14 protein-coding genes are annotated in these 14,783 nt (G+C 69.5%); 1 reads left to right on the top strand and 13 read right to left on the bottom strand.

All coding sequences use genetic code 11. The annotated features are described in order from the left end of the window. Window positions 1–15: 15 nt before the first annotated feature. From ABD793_RS00250 to ABD793_RS00200, 11 genes are all read right to left on the bottom strand, one after another. Entirely contained in the window at window positions 16–822 is an 807-nt protein-coding gene (locus ABD793_RS00250; RefSeq protein ID WP_344854143.1) for an enoyl-CoA hydratase/isomerase family protein, read from the bottom strand. Between the two features lie 12 nt (window positions 823–834). After that, entirely contained in the window at window positions 835–1,647 is an 813-nt protein-coding gene (locus ABD793_RS00245) for an enoyl-CoA hydratase/isomerase family protein (protein ID WP_344854142.1), read from the bottom strand. A gap of 27 nt (window positions 1,648–1,674) precedes the next feature. Beyond that, window positions 1,675–2,460, bottom strand: coding sequence for an enoyl-CoA hydratase/isomerase family protein (locus ABD793_RS00240; protein WP_344854141.1), 786 nt, complete (start codon window positions 2,458–2,460; stop codon window positions 1,675–1,677). 58 nt (window positions 2,461–2,518) lie between these two features. Then, window positions 2,519–3,352, bottom strand: coding sequence for a 1,4-dihydroxy-2-naphthoyl-CoA synthase (gene menB, locus ABD793_RS00235; protein WP_344854140.1), 834 nt, complete (start codon window positions 3,350–3,352; stop codon window positions 2,519–2,521). Beyond that, window positions 3,352–4,107, bottom strand: a complete 756-nt coding sequence (locus ABD793_RS00230; protein WP_344854139.1) for an SDR family NAD(P)-dependent oxidoreductase — start codon at window positions 4,105–4,107, stop codon at window positions 3,352–3,354. The genes menB and ABD793_RS00230 overlap by 1 nt, the downstream gene beginning before the upstream one ends. A 33-nt stretch (window positions 4,108–4,140) precedes the next feature. Next, window positions 4,141–5,085 carry a hydroxymethylglutaryl-CoA lyase gene (locus ABD793_RS00225; RefSeq protein ID WP_344854138.1) on the bottom strand — a complete coding sequence of 315 codons (945 nt, stop codon included), beginning with the start codon at window positions 5,083–5,085 and terminating at the stop codon, window positions 4,141–4,143. After that, complete coding sequence (locus ABD793_RS00220) at window positions 5,082–6,317, bottom strand: acetyl-CoA hydrolase/transferase family protein (RefSeq protein WP_344854137.1); 1,236 nt, start codon at window positions 6,315–6,317, stop codon at window positions 5,082–5,084. The genes ABD793_RS00225 and ABD793_RS00220 overlap by 4 nt, the downstream gene beginning before the upstream one ends. Continuing rightward, window positions 6,317–7,513, bottom strand: a complete 1,197-nt coding sequence (locus ABD793_RS00215) for a thiolase family protein (RefSeq protein WP_344854136.1) — start codon at window positions 7,511–7,513, stop codon at window positions 6,317–6,319. The genes ABD793_RS00220 and ABD793_RS00215 overlap by 1 nt, the downstream gene beginning before the upstream one ends. Beyond that, window positions 7,513–8,262 (bottom strand): SDR family NAD(P)-dependent oxidoreductase, encoded by a 750-nt coding sequence (locus ABD793_RS00210; protein WP_344854135.1) that lies wholly within the window; start codon window positions 8,260–8,262, stop codon window positions 7,513–7,515. The genes ABD793_RS00215 and ABD793_RS00210 overlap by 1 nt, the downstream gene beginning before the upstream one ends. Further along, complete coding sequence (locus ABD793_RS00205) at window positions 8,262–9,428, bottom strand: acyl-CoA dehydrogenase family protein (RefSeq protein ID WP_344854134.1); 1,167 nt, start codon at window positions 9,426–9,428, stop codon at window positions 8,262–8,264. Before ABD793_RS00205 ends, ABD793_RS00210 begins: the two co-directional genes overlap by 1 nt. 84 nt (window positions 9,429–9,512) lie before the next feature. Beyond that, on the bottom strand, window positions 9,513–10,574 hold the full coding sequence (locus tag ABD793_RS00200; RefSeq protein WP_344854132.1) for an acyl-CoA dehydrogenase family protein: 1,062 nt from the start codon (window positions 10,572–10,574) through the stop codon (window positions 9,513–9,515). Window positions 10,575–10,726: 152 nt separating this feature from the next. On the opposite strand from ABD793_RS00200, the gene ABD793_RS00195 reads away from it, so the two are divergent. Further along, window positions 10,727–11,440: a FadR/GntR family transcriptional regulator gene (locus ABD793_RS00195; RefSeq protein WP_344854130.1), complete on the top strand. Its 714-nt coding sequence runs from the start codon at window positions 10,727–10,729 to the stop codon at window positions 11,438–11,440. A gap of 14 nt (window positions 11,441–11,454) precedes the next feature. Here the strand turns inward: ABD793_RS00195 and ABD793_RS00190 are convergent, their stop codons facing one another. Both ABD793_RS00190 and ABD793_RS00185 read right to left on the bottom strand, forming a co-directional pair. Then, window positions 11,455–13,398, bottom strand: a complete 1,944-nt coding sequence (locus tag ABD793_RS00190; protein WP_344854129.1) for an AMP-binding protein — start codon at window positions 13,396–13,398, stop codon at window positions 11,455–11,457. Between the two features lies 1 nt (window position 13,399). Continuing rightward, on the bottom strand, window positions 13,400–14,677 hold the full coding sequence (locus tag ABD793_RS00185; RefSeq protein ID WP_344854128.1) for an acyl-CoA dehydrogenase family protein: 1,278 nt from the start codon (window positions 14,675–14,677) through the stop codon (window positions 13,400–13,402). Between the last annotated feature and the right edge of the window lie 106 nt (window positions 14,678–14,783).

Below are 14,783 nucleotides of genomic sequence, written 5' to 3'. Positions count from 1 at the left end.
GACCACGCTCGCCGGTCACTGCCCGGTGAAGCGCGGCGGCCGCTTCTCCTGGAACGCGGCCAGCGCTTCCGGCATGTCCGAGGTGCGGGTCAGCAGCGCCTGGCCGCGGTTCTCCAGTTCGAGCGCGGCCGCGTACGACGTGATTTCCTGGTTGCGCTGAATGGCCCGTTTGGACATCCGCACCCCGCCCGGCGAGTTCGTCGCGATCTGGCCGGCCAGCGCGAGCGCTTCGTCGAACAGCTCCTCGCCGGGCACCACCCGGTTCGCCAGGCCGATCGCCACGGCCTCGTCCGCCTCCACCAGCCTGCCGGTGAATCCGATTTCCGCCGCTCGTGCCGGGCCGACGAGCCGGCTCAGCGTGTAGGACGTGCCCAGTTCGCCGATCGAAAGGCCGACCTTCACGAAGGCCGCGCTGAACCTCGCCGACGGGGCGATCAGCCGGACGTCGGCGGCGAGCGCCAACGCCATCCCGCCACCCGTCGCGGGCCCGTGCACGGCGGCGATCACCGGGAACGGAAGGTGTCGGATCGCCGCGATCCCGCCCGTCGCGGCCTCCTGGAACTTCAGGAACTCCCGGACTCCCATGCGGGTGATGACGTCGATCTCGGCCAGGTCGAACCCGGCGCAGAACGCTCGTTCCCCCGCTGAGGTCAGGATCAGCGCGCGGAGCCCGCTGTCCCGCAAGGCTCGCGCCGCCAGTCCGTATTCGTGGAACATCCGCACGGTCTGGGAGTTCATCCGCTCCGGCCGGTTGAGCCGCAGCACGCCGACGGAGTTCGCAACCGTTTCGAAGGCCAGCGTTTCCAATTCGGGAAAGTCCATGACGCCCCTTCGTCAGGTGCCGGTGAACCGGGGCTTGCGCTTCTCCTTGAACGCAGCCAGCGCCTCGGGCATGTCGGAGGTGCGGGTCAGCAGCGCTTGGCCGCGATTCTCCAGTTCCAGCGCGGCCGCGTACGAGGAAATCTCCATGTTGGCCTGCAGCGCGCGTTTCGACAGCTGCACGCCGCCGGGCGAGTTGGCGACGATCGTCTCGGCGATGGCCAGCGCTTCGGCCAGCAGCGCGTCGGGAGCGACCACCCGGTTGACCAAGCCGAGACGCGCCGCTTCGTCCGCGAGCACTATCCGCCCGGTGAAACAGATCTCGCTCGCGTGCGCGGGTCCGATCAGCCGCGTCAGCAGCCAGGAGGCGCCGAGATCTCCTGCGGACAAGCCGATGCGGACGAACGCGGCGTTGAACTTCGCTTCGGCGGACGCGAGCCGGAGGTCGGCCGCCAGTGCGAGCGAGAGGCCGCCGCCCGCCGCCGCTCCGTTGACCGCGGCGAGCACCGGCACCCGGATCGAACGCACCGCGAGCAGCGCACGCGCCGCGCGTTCCTGCTGGTCCAGCATGCCCAGTGCGCCGAGTTCGGCGAGCTTCTCGGCGTCGGCGAGGTCGTAGCCAGCGCAGAATGCCTTGCCTGCACCGGTCAGGACCACCGCCCGGCAGTGGTCCTCCTCGCCGAGGGTGATGAACGCCCGTTCCAGCTCGTCGAACATGGTGGTGGTCATCGCATTGGAGCGGTTCGTGCGGTTTAGCGTCACCAGCGCGACACCCGGGCTGGGCTCGGCGAGCACCAGCGTCTCGTAAGCCTCGTCCGCGATCTTCACCAGCTCGCTCCTTCCGTCGCGGCCGTCTCAGGCGAAGTTCGGCGGGCGCTTCTCGACGAAGGCGGTGATGCCCTCCGCCGCCTCACCGTCGGTGAACAGCGCTTGTTCCTGCGCGGCTTCGTAAGCGATGCCCTCCGCCAGTGGCAGCTCGAACGCGGCGTCGACAGTGCGCCTGACGGCCAGCTGTGCCGGCAGCGAGGACGGCACGATCTCGGCCGCCAAGGCCAGCGCTGCCGCCAGCGCGTCGCCGTCGGTGCGCCGGTCGACCAGGCCGATGGCGAGCGCCTCATCGGCAGGCACCTGGCGGGCGGTCAGCATGATGTCCAGCGCCCGCCCGCGACCGACGAGCTGCGGCAGGCGCTGCGTTCCGCCTGCTCCCGGGATCAGCCCGAGCTTGACCTCGGGGAGACCGAACTTCGCCCGGTGACCGCACACGCGAAGCGTGCAGCCCATCGCGAGTTCGAGCCCACCGCCGAGCGCGGCGCCGTCGACCGCGGCAATCGAGATCCACGGCGCGGCGGCGAGCCGGTCGTTGACCGACCGCATGCGGTTGCCGTACGCGAGGAAGGTCCCGGCGTCGATGGCGGACAGGTGCTTGATGTCCGCGCCCGCCGCGAAGAAGCCGGGCAGCGCCGACTCGACGATCATCACCTTGACGTCGCCTGCTTTCTCCGCGGCATCGAACGCCGAGTGTAGCCCGTCGAGGATCGGCGGGCCGAGCGCGTTGGCCGGGGCCCGGTTCAACGTGACGACCACGACCCCGGGCGAGTCGGTGCGCCAGGTGACGACTTCGGTCGATTCGGGTTCGCTCATCGCGCCTCGCTCAGGTGGCCGGAAAGGGGGTTCGGACAAGGGATTCGCAGTCGGGCGGTCAGGCTCGCCGGGGATACTGCCCGAAGTCGGGGGTGCGTTTCTCCTTGAACGCCTCGCGTCCTTCCTGGGCTTCCGCCGATCCGTAGAACAGCAGGTTGGCATCGTGGGCCAGCTGCTGGATCCCGGCGTAGCCGTCCTCTGCCGCGTGGAAGCTGGCCTTCATCAACCGCAGGGCGAACGGCGAAAGCTCGAGCATTTCCCGGCACCAGCGCACGGTTTCCGCTTCCAGCTCCGCCAGCGGAACGACCGTGTTGACGAGCCCCATCGCCTCGGCCTTGGCCGCGTCGTAGCGTCGGCACAGGAACCAGATCTCCTTGGCCTTCTTCGGCCCGACGAGGTCGGTCAGCAGGCTCGCCCCGAAGCCGCCGTCGAACGAGCCGACGCGTGGCCCGACCTGTCCGAACACGGCGTTGTCGGCGGCTATCGTGAGGTCGCAGACCAGGTGCAGTACGTGCCCGCCGCCGATCGCGTACCCGGCGACCATGGCGACGATCGGCTTGGGGCACCGCCGCATCTGGACGTGCAGGTCGGTGACGTGGAACCGGCCGGTGCCGCCCGCCTCGGCCTGGTATCCGCTGTCGCCCCGGACCCGCTGGTCGCCGCCCGAACAGAACGCGTTGTCCCCCGCGCCGGTCAGCACGACAACGCCGATCGACTCGTCCTCGCGGGCCGCGGTCAGCGCATGCGAGATCTCGATCAGGGTCTGCGGCCGGAACGCGTTGTGCACTTCCGAGCGGTCGATCGTGATCTTGGCGATGCCGTCGGCCGTGGTCGCGTACCGGATGTCGGTGTAGTCACCGGATTCCTGCCAGCCGACTTCATTCTTCCCCATCACGCCATCGTCAGGCCGCCGCTGACCGACAGCGTCTGGCCCGTGACGAACCCGGCGCCGTCGGAGGCGAAGAAGGCGACCGCCGGGCCGATGTCTTCCGGAGTTCCGAGGCGCTTCATCGGGACCGTACGGGTCATCCCGCCGATCACCTTCTCGGCGTCGCCTGCGCCCTCGGCGAATTTCCGCAGCGCCGGGGTGTCGGTGGGGCCGGGGCAGACCGTGTTCGCCGTGATCCCCTTCGTCGCGACCTCGCGGGCGAGCGTCTTGGTGAAGGCGATGATGCCGCCCTTGGCTCCGGAGTACACAGCTTCCAAGGACGACCCGACCCGGCCGGCGTCGGAGCCGATGTTCACGACGCGCCCGAAACCGCGCTCCGTCATCCCCGGCACGACGGTCCTGATCACGCGCAGCGCGCCTTTGAAGTTGAGGTCGAGGATCTTGTCCCAGAACGCTTCGTCGGTCTTCACGAACGGCAGGAAGTCGTCCCAGCCCGCGTTGTTCACCACGACCTCGACCGGCCCGAACTCCTTTTCGACGGTCGCGACCGCAGCCTCCACCGATTCGGTGCTGGTGACGTCGATCCCCACGGGGAGTGCGGCCCCGCCTGCCGCGCTGATCTCCTTTGCGGTCTGCTCGGCGGCATCGGTGTTGAGATCGGCGACAGCGACCCGGAATCCCTGCGATCCCAGCGTGGCGGCTATGCCCTTGCCGATGCCCTGGGCGCTGCCGGTGACGAGGGCGACGCGGTTGCTCATGTGACTTACGCTCCTGTGTCGGTTATCGGGTGGTCAGCCGACCGGGGAGGCCCAGGTGACCGGGCCCGCGACGATCGAATGGCTGGTGAGCTTGCGCCCCAGCACGGACTGGGCCGTCTTGGCTGCCTCGATGACGCCGGGCAGGTCGACCCCGCTCGCCACGCCCATCTCGTGGAACATGCTCACGAGGTCTTCGGTGGCGATGTTGCCTGTCGAGCCGGCGGGCACCGGGCAGCCGCCCAGTTCCCCGAAGCTCGACTCGAAACTGCGGCACCCTGCCTCGAACGCCGCGTAGGCGTTGGCCAGACCCTGGCCGCGGGTGTTGTGGAAATGAGCGGTGATCTCGATTCCCGGCAGGCGCTCGAGCGCCGCCGCGAAGAACCGCGACGCGTAGGCCGGATTGCACATGCCGGTCGTGTCGCCGAACCCCAGCTCAGTCGCGCCTGCCTCGGCGAACTGCTCGGCGAGGTCGAGCACCCGGTCCAGCGGGACCTTGCCCTCGAACGGGCAGCCGAACGACGTCGCGATCACCGCGCAGAAGCCGAGGTCCTCGGCGACGATCCGCCTGCCCATCTTCGTGACGTCGGCCATGGTTTCGGCCACCGGCCGGTTGATGTTGCGCTGGTTGTGCGTCTCCGACGCGCTCACGAACAGTGCGACTTCCTCGAAAAGGTCGCGATACCCCAGCGCGTTGTCGAGGCCGCGGCTGTTCGGAACGAGCACCAGCCGGTCGACGTCCTCGGGCAGCTCGATGCCCTTGAGCACCTCCACCCCGTCCGACAGCTGCGGAATGACGTCCGGCCGTACGAAACTCGCGACCTCGATGCGCTTGAGGCCACCCCGGCCCAGCGCGTCGATCAACCGGATCTTCTCGGCTGTGGGGATGGTTTCCGGCTCGTTCTGGAACCCGTCCCGGGGCCCGACCTCCCGGATCTTCACCGTGCGGTGCTCGTTTTCCGCCGCGTTGGGCAGGGTCATGGCAACTCCTGGTCTGCGAGGCTGCGTTCCAACGCGCTCCGGTACCGCGGCGCGGCGACCTGGACGAGCCGTCGGGCCCGTTCCGCGACCGTGCACCCGGTCAGGCGCGCAACGCCGTGTTCGGTCACCACAGCGTCGACGTCGACCCGCGCGGTGGTGACGACACCACCGCGCAGTGCCGGCGAGATTGTGGACTCTCCGCCGGATTCTGAGCGCAGCGCGATGATCGACCGGGAACCGGTGAGCGAAGCAGCCCGGCTGAAATCGACCTGGCCGCCGACGGCTCCGATGTGGACTCCCCGGCGGATTTCCGCTCCGACCTGGCCCAGCAGGTCGACCTCGATCGCGGAGTTGATCGAGACCAGCGACCGCAGCCGGGACAGCACCGCGGGCGAATGCGTGTAGCTCGCCGGCCGGAACTCGACGGGAAATTCGCCGAGCCGTTCATAGAGCCCGGCCGTGCCCAGCGCCGCACCGGTGACGACGATTCCCCGGTCGATTTCCTTGCGCGCGCCGGTGAGCACGCCCTTCTCGACGAGGGTCAGCACCCCGTCGGTGATCATGCCGCTGTGGAAACCGAGATCCCGGTGGCCGGACAGCGAATCGAGCACCGCGTTCGGCAGCGGCCCGACCCCCATCTGCAGGGTGTCGCCGTCGTCGACGAGCCCGGCGACGTTCTCCGCGATGGCCTGGTCGACCGCGTCGGCAGGGCGGGCAGGCGTTTCGGCGAGCGGCCGCTCGGTTTCGATCACGGCGGCGAACCGGTCCAGCGGTAATCGCGCATTTCCGGCGGTGGAGGGCATCCGGTGGTTCACTTCCGCGACGAGCACCCGGCTGTGCGGAATGGCGTCCGCGGCGTACTCGACGCCGATGCCGAGTGACACCGTGCCATCGCGGTCCGGCGGCGAGACCTGCACGAAGCCGACGTCGGCGGGCAGCTGGCCGCGCGCGAACATGCGCGGCAAGGCCGAGTAGTGGCAGGGCACGACATCGAGCAGGCCGTGCCTGCTGAGCCGGCGCAGCTCCCCCAGCCCGCCGTAGGACAGCACGGTGAGTTCCTCGGGAAGATCCCCGGCCAGCCGTGGATTCCAGGTCAGGCCGCAGAAAGCGCGTACCTCGCCGATCTCGCGGACCTGGTCGAGCAGGGCATTGACCAGCGGTTCGGGTTCCGCGCCGCCCTGGCCCCACCAGATGCCGTCCCCGGCGGAGACGTACGGGCGCAGGTCGATCATCAGCGGACCCGCTGCACGAGCGCGGCCGTGCCGAGGCCGCCGCCACAGCACATGGTGACGAGCCCGAGTTCCGCGTCGCGGCGCTCCATTTCGGCCAGCAGCGTGCCGAACAGGCGCGCGCCGGAGGCGCCGACCGGGTGGCCGAGCGCGATCGCGCCGCCGTTGACGTTCACCTTCGCCATGTCCGGCTTGAGTTCGCGTTCCCAAGCGAGCACGACCGAGCTGAACGCTTCGTTGATCTCGACCAGGTCGATGTCGTCGATCGTCAGACCGTTCCGCTCGAGGAGCTTGCGCGTCGCGGGAATCGGGCCGGTGAGCATGATGATCGGGTCGACACCGACCGTCGTCTGGTCGAGCACCCGCGCCCGGGGCGTCCAGCTGTGGCGTTCGGCGGCCCCACGGGACGCGAGCAGCACGCCTGCCGCGCCGTCGCTGAGCGGCGACGAGCTGCCCGCTGTGACCCGGCCGTCCTCCGGGCGGAACACCGGCTTGAGCGCCGCCAGCCCCTCCGCCGACGTGGTCGGGCGGATGGCCTGATCGCTGACGCGCTGTTCGCCGTCCAGCTCCATCGGGATCATCTCGCGACGGAACCGTCCGGCGTCCACTGCCGCGGTGGCGAGGGCGTGTGAACGCACCGCGAACTCGTCCATCTCGGCGCGGGTGATCCCCCACCTGTCCGCGATCAGCTCGGCGCTTTCGCCCTGCGGCACGAAGTCGTACCGCGCCCGCAGCTCCGCTGGCCACGGATCGCCGTACAGCTCGGAAATCTTCGCCGGCGAGTTCATCGGCACGTGCTGCATGTGCTCAACCCCGCCTGCGACGACCACGTCATGCGTTCCGGACGCGACCAGCGCGGCGGCCACCTCGACCGCGGTCTGCGCGGAACCGCACCGGCGATCGAGCACCGTCGCCGGCACCTCGGGCGGATAGCCCGCTTGCAGCCAGGCATTGCGGCCGATGTTGCGAGACTGCTCCCCGAACGGCGCGGTGCAGCCGATCACCAGATCCTCGACCGTTTCCGGGACGACTCCGGCCGATTCCAGCAGCGCGGTGTAGACCGCGCCGAGTATCGCGTTCGGATGGGTGTCGCGGAACCACCCCTTTTCGGGATGGGATTTACCCATCGGCGTGCGCAGCGCGTCGACGATGAGCGCCTCGCGGGCGTTACGGGTCAAGGGGCTGGCGAAGCCGGACATCAGATGACCGTCCCTCCGTCGACGGGCAGGACCTGCCCGGTGATGTATCCGGCCGCGGGCGAGGCGAAGAAGACGAAAGCCCCGGCGATCTCCTCGGGCTCCGCCCAGCGCCGTAGCGGAATGCGTTCGAGCGTCAGCTTGGCCAGCTTCTCGTTGCTGCGGATGTTCTCTGTCATGCTGGTCGCCGCCAGCGGAGCCAGCGCGTTGACCGTGATACTCCGCTTGGCCAGCTCGCGGGCGAGGGACTTGGTGATGCCGACGATGCCGGCTTTGGCAGCGCTGTAGTTCACCTGGCCGATCGTGCCGACCAGCCCGGCGGCGGAGGTGACGTTGATGACGCGGCCGGTGCCGTCCTGGGCGAGATGCGCCACCGCGGCCTGGCTCACCGTGAACGTCCCTCCGACGTGGACCCCGAGCACGAACTGGAATTGCTCTGCCGTCATTTTCGGGAACATCGCGGGCGCGATGGCTCCCGCGTTGTTCACGAGAATATTGAGTGTCCCGCCGCCGAGACGCGCGGCCTGCTCGGCGGCGTCGGCGGCTTGAGCGGCGTCGCGGACGTCCAGGGCGGCGGATTCGGCGCGCCCGCCCGCCGCGGCGATCTCTGCCGCGACCGCCGCGGCGGCGTCCTTGTCGAGGTCGGAGACGAGCACCGCGGCCCCGGCCGCGGCGTAGGCCTTGGCGACGGCGGCCCCGATGCCGTTGCCCGCGCCGGTGACGAGAGCGGACCGTCCGGACAGTGAGAACATCAGTAGCTCCTGGGCATTCCGAGCACGTGCTCGCCGAGGAAGTTCAGGACCATTTCCTGGCTCAGCGGCGCGATCCTGGTCAGTCGGGCTTCCCGGAAGTACCGGGATACGTGGTATTCCTCGGAGTACCCCATGCCGCCGTGTGCCTGCAACGCGCGGTCCGCGGCCTGGAAACCAGCGTCCGCGCTCAGGTACTTCGCGGTGTTGGCCTCGCGGGCACACTTCTTTCCGTTGTCGTACAGCCACGTTGCCTTGCGCAGCACAAGTTCGGCCGCGTCCAGCCGCGCCAGCGAATCGGCCAGCGGGAACTGGAGGCCCTGGTTCATCCCGATCGGCCGACCGAACACTTCCCGCTCGTTGGCGTAGCGCACGCCGCGGCGCAGCGCCGCGCGGCCGATGCCGAGCGCTTCCGCGGCCACGAGCATCCGCTCCGGGTTCAGCCCGTCCAGGATGTACTTGAACCCCTTGCCTTCCTCGCCGACGCGGTGCGCCTCCGGGATGCGCAGGTCGTCGATGAACAGCTCGTTCGAGGTCACCGCATTGCGGCCCATCTTCTTGATCGGCCGGATGTCGACGCGGTCGCGGTCGAGGTCGGTCAGGAAGAGCGTGAGCCCGTCGGTCTTCTTCGGCGAGTCTTCGAACTTCGCGGTGCGGGTGAGCAGGAGAACCTTTTCCGACTCCATCGCCTTCGAAATCCACACCTTGCGCCCGTTGACCACGTAGTCGGAACCGTCACGGCGGGCGAAGGTGGTGATCCGGGTCGTGTCGAGGCCGGCCCCCGGCTCGGTCACGCCGAAGCACACGTGCAGTTCGCCGTTGACGATGCGCGGCAGGCATTCGCGCTTCATCTCCTCGGACCCGTGCACGATCACCGGGTGCATCCCGAAGATCGACAAGTGCAGCGAACTGGCGCCGTTCATGCCCGCGCCGGAGGCGGCGATCTCCTCCAGCAGCAGAGAGGCTTCGGTAATCCCGAACCCGTGCCCGCCGTATTCCTCGGGCGTGGTGATGCCGAGCCAGCCGCCATCGGCGAACGCCCGGTAGAACTCGTGCGGGAACTCGTGCGCCGCGTCCTTCTCCATCCAGTACTGGTCGTCGAACTTGGCCGCGAGCTCCGCGACCGCCCGGCGGATCGTCAGCTGGTCTTCGCTGAGCTCGAAATCCACGGCGTCCCCTCGGCTGATCTTCAGGTTACGGTCTGATTCTAACAAAAGGACTGACCAAAAAACAGGCATGGTCGGCCCGGTGCGTCACACCAGGCGCAGTCCGTCCGCTATCCGCTCGTTCCACTGCGCCGGCGTGCCGAACAGGTACTCGTCGAGCTTGGCGCGCTTGAAGAACAGATGGAGATCGTGCTCCCAGGTGTAGCCGATCGCGCCGTGCATCGTCAGCGCACTGTCCGCCGCGCGAGCGCTCTCCGCGGTGATCTGCGCTTTCGCCGCAGCCGCGTACAGCCCGCAGTCGGACTCGCCGGCGTCCACCGCGGCCGCGGCGTAGTAGAGCACCGAGCGACCGGCTTCGGTCCCGACCAGGATGGTCGCCGCCGCGTGCTTGACCGCCTGGAAAGACCCGATCGGCACCCCGAACTGATGCCGCTGCTTGCTGTACTCGACCGCGAGGGCGAGCATCCGTTCCGTCGCGCCGAGCGCATCCGCCGCCGCCAGCACCGCGGCCCGGACGGCGTATTCGCGCAGGAACGCCTCTCCCTCTGCTGGCAACGGCTCGGAAGGAACCGATTCGAGACGGACGTCGGCCACCGAACGGCTGCGATCAAGCAAGCGCCGCGCGGACTTCTCGACGGCATCCGCCCGCACCAGCCGCAACGCCCGGCCTTCCCCGGCCCGCACGACAGCCACGAACGAGTCCGCACACGAACCGGCCAGCACGCGGGGCACGCTCCCGCTGAGCCGTCCCGCCGCGTCCATCGCGAGCACCGGCGCGGCGTCCGGCACTTCGTCCGCGGACGCCAGCAGCGCGACCGGCTTCCCGTCGAACGCCTCTCCGAGCGCTTCCGGGCTGCCCGCAAGTGCGGGCACCGTGAGCACAGTGGCCAGCCACGCCGACGACGGGACAGCCGCACGAGCCAGCTCCTCCGCGGTGAGCACCAGCTCCACAAGACCGCCACCCTGCCCGCCGAGCGCCTCCGGGATCCCCACTCCGGCCCAGCCCGCCCGCCCGAAGTGGCCTTCAAAAGCCTGCTCGTCGCCGTCGTCGAGCCAAGCGCGCACCGCGGCGACCGGAGCCGTGTCCGACAACCATCCGCGCAGCGTCTCCTGATAAGCGCTCTGTTCGTCGGAAAGTTTCCACTCCATGAACAATCCTCTCGGCGCCCCGGCGGCTCCGCTGCCCGGGACGAGATCACTGGTACTTTAGGTACGACCAAATTTGTGGAACAGGACGTGAGATGGCAGAGCCAGCGAATAGCACGAACGGAACGATCCGGAATCCTGTGCGGCTGTCACCGATGCAGGTGCCCAAGGCCTCCGACGTGCTCGCGAACGACCTGCGCGAACGCATCCTCCGCGGCGAGTTCGCCGAGGGAACGGCGCTGCCGCCGGAACGCGAGCTCGTCGTCCAGACCGGGATGAGCCGCACCACCGTCCGAGAAGCGCTGCGCATCCTGGAGGTGCAGGGCCTGGTGCGGGTCAAGACCGGCCGTGCCGGCGGGGCCTTCGTCCAGCACCCGGGGGAAGAGTCGGTCGCCGAATCGGTCGACCTCATGATCCGCGGACGCAAGATCCGGATCCCCGCGCTGCTCGAAACGCGCGAGGCGATCGAGCCTGCATGCGCCCGGCTGGCCGCGCACGCCCGAACCGAGGAGGACCTGGACCGCCTCGAGGTCGCCAACGACGACATCGTCGCCGCGCCCGATCTGGAGGCCTTCCTGCAGGCCAACATCGACTGGCACGTGGGCGTCGCGACCGCCAGCCACAACGAGCTGCTGACCGGGTTCATGCTGGCCCTCTCACGCGCCATCTACGTCTCCACCCGCAACACCCAGTTTGTGGACGCGGAGGTGCGCGCCACCACCGTCCGCGCCCACCGTTCGGTCACCGCGGCCATCCGCGCACAAGATCCCAACGCCGCCGTACGACGGATGACCCGGCACGTGCACACCTATGCCGAGGCCGTGCTCAAGGTCGAGGAACGCACCGATGTCGACGTCCAGGACGGCTGACCCGCGGGCGGCGTTCACCGCAGCTCCTTGAGCCGGGCGGCGATTTCTTCGATCGCCTGCGGGTTCTCCGCCCCGGAGAGATCTCCGGGATCCTGGTCCAGCACCGCGGCGCGGATCGCCCGGCGCATGATCTTCGCCGAGCGGGTCTTGGGCAGCTGCGCCACGCGCACGATCCGGCTGGGCGCGAACGGCTTGCCGACCTCGTCGGCGACCCTCGCACGCAGGCGCTGCGCGACCTCCTCGGAGTCGGCTTCCGCTCCCGGCCTGCCGACCCAGAAGACCCATACGGCCTCCCCCTTGCCCGGGTCCGGCACGCCGACCACCGCGGACTCGGCCACGGCAAAGTCCTGGCCGACCACCGACTCGATCTCGGCGGGCGCGACCCGCTTGCCCGCCACGTTCATCACGTCGTCGGAGCGGCCGAGGACGAACCAGTCGCCCCGCTCGTCGACCAGCGCGTAGTCCCCGTGCCGCCAGATTCCCACGAAGGTCGACCAGTAGGCGTCCTGGTACTGCTGGTCGTCTTGCCAGATCCCGCGGGTCATGGCGGGCCACGGCTGGCGGCACACGAGTTCTCCCACCCGGCCGCGCAACGGCCGGGCTTCGTCGTCGACCACGTCGACGTCCATGCCTAGCGCGGGTCCGCCGAGCGAGCAGCTGGCGATCTCTTCGACCGGGTACGGACACAGGAACGAGCCGCCCACCTCGGTCCCGCCGGAGAAGTTGACGATCGGTACGCGCGAGCCGAAGACGTCCCAGGCGAGCCATTCGTAGGACTCCGGATCCCACGGCTCGCCGGTCGAACCGAGGATGCGCACCGAAGACAGATCCGCGGCAGGCCGCGCGTCCGCGGCCCGCAGCGCCCGGATCAGCGTCGGCGACACGCCGAGCATGCTCACCTGGTGCGCTTCGGCCAGCTGCCACAGCCGCTGCGCGTCCGGCACGTCCGGGGAGCCCTCGTAGAGCAGCAGCGTGCCGCCGCAGGCGTGCGTTCCCAGGATGGACAGCGGGCCCATGATCCAGCCCATGTCGGTGATCCAGCAGAATGTCCGGCCCGGCTTGATGTCGAAGGCGTAGGCCGCTTCCATCGCCACCTTCGCGAGGAAGCCGGCGTGCGTGTGCACTGCCCCTTTCGGACGTCCTGTGGTGCCTGAGGTGTACGCGAGCATCAGCACGTCCGAAGCGGACGTCGGCTCTACAGTGCGATCGGGCTCGGAGGCGAGCAGCTCCGCCCAGGCGACCTGGCCGTCGGACAGCTCGGCTTCGCCGTCCGCGTTCGGCACCACGACCACGTGCTCGACCCCGGGACACGATTCCAGTGCAGCCGCCAGCTGCGGCAGCATCTGGACAGTCCGGCCCCGGCGGATCGTCGCGTCGGCCGTGATCACCGCGCGCGCGTCCGCGTCCCGCAACCGCGAGGCGATCGCCCTCGTCGCGAACCCGCTGAACAACGGGACTGCGACCGCCCCGATGCTCGCGATCGCGTAGAGCGCGACGATGGCCTCCGGTGTCATCGGCAAGTAGATCGCGACCGCGTCCCCGTGCCCGAGGCCGCGGGCACGAAGCCCGCCGCGCACGGCGGCGGCTTGCTCGTCCAGATCCGCGAAGGACAACCGGCGCACCGTGCCGTCCTCGGCCTCGTGCACCACGGCGAGGGCGTCCGGATTCTCCCGCGCCCAGCGGCCGAGGCACGCGTCGGCGACGTTCAGGCCACCGCCGACGAACCAGTCCGGATACGCGATGCCCCGGCTGGTATCCACGACGGCCGAATACGGCGGGTCGAACGGCAGGCCGAGATCGTCGACCACGGCCTGCCAGAATGTGGCGATGTCGGCTACCGACCGGGCGCGCAGCTCGTCCGCGGTCAGCACGTCGAAGGCTCGCATCAGCCTCGCGACATTGCTGTTTTCGAGGTAGTCCGCGGTCGGGCGCCAGACGTAGGGATGCTCCGTGGTCATGTCAGCTCCTGGGCATGCCGAGGATGCGCTCGGCCACGATGTTTCGCTGGATGAAGGTCGACCCGCCCGCGATGGCGGTGCCGCGGGCCTGATTGGCCAGGCGGAGCCAGGCCCGGGTCTCGTTCGGCTCGTCGTCGAGCCCGAACTGCCCGCCGCACGGCTCGAGCGACAACCGGAAGTCAGCCAGGTCCTCGACCAACGGGCAGAAGTAGAGCTTGCCGATGGAGGTGACCGGCCCCGGCGGGCCGTCCGCGGCGGCGCCGGTGACCACCCGCTGGCTGATCGTGCGGTGGACCAGCGCCCGGGACCACAGGTCCGCGACCCGCTGCCGCACCAGCGGGTCCGCGCCGAGGGGCCGCCCGGCCGCGTCCCCGCGCCCGCGGATGTCGTCGATGATGTCGCCGATGGCCTTGCCGGTGTTCACCCGGCCCGTCGCGATCGCCACGCGCTCGAAGCCGAGCGTGCCCATCGCGACTTTCCACCCTCCGTCGACGGCGCCGACGACGGCGGAATCGGGGACGAACACCTCGTCCAGGAAGACCTCGTTGAACTCGGCCTCGCCGAGCATGTGTGCCAGCGGGCGGACAGTGATGCCGTCGCTGTCCATCGGCAGCAGGAAGAACGTGATCCCCCGATGCCGCTCGCCGCCGCCGGTGCGGGCGAGCAGGATGGCATGGGCCGCGATCTGGGCGCGGCTGGTCCAGATCTTCTGCCCGGAGATGCGCCAGCCGCCCTCGACCTTCGTCGCTTTGGTGCGCAGTGAAGCCAGATCCGAGCCCGCTTCGGGCTCGGAGAACAACTGGCACCAGATCTCCTCACCGGTGAGAATCGGGCGCAGGTACCGCTTCTTCTGCTCGTCGGTGCCGAAGTGCACAACCGTCGGGCCGCCGAAGTCCTCGCCGATGATGTTGAGCCGCTCCGGAGCCCCGGCACGATCGCATTCCTCACCGAAGACGGCGCGCAGCCGCTCGTCGAACCCCTGTCCCCCGTACTCTTCCGGCCAGGTGAGGCCGGCATAGCCGCCTTCGAAGACCATTCGCTGCCACTGCTGCCAGAACCGGACCCGCTCGACCAGATCCTCCGGCTGCGGCCAGCTCAGCCGGGGGAGGCTCTCCTCGAGGAACTTTCGGACCCCGGACCGGAACCGGCCCTCCTCGGGAGTATCGCTCAGGTCCATCTTCGCACCCTTCAGGATCGCCGCGTCCCGGCCGGGACGCACCGCTCCCCAAAAGACTACAATGGTCAGACCTAATCGACAACCGGGGCGCAGACGAAGCACGGGGATGCCTGCCCGGCCCCGCCGCTCCCGCAACGGCCATTTACCCGGCAGCCCAGCAGTTTTGCCCCCGACCGCGCCGCCGACCCGGACGGATCCCCCGCGGAAA

Source organism: Amycolatopsis ultiminotia (genome assembly GCF_039536925.1).
Taxonomy (GTDB): Bacteria; Actinomycetota; Actinomycetes; order Mycobacteriales; family Pseudonocardiaceae; genus Amycolatopsis; species Amycolatopsis ultiminotia.
This window is presented reverse-complemented; position numbering and strand designations above follow the sequence as displayed.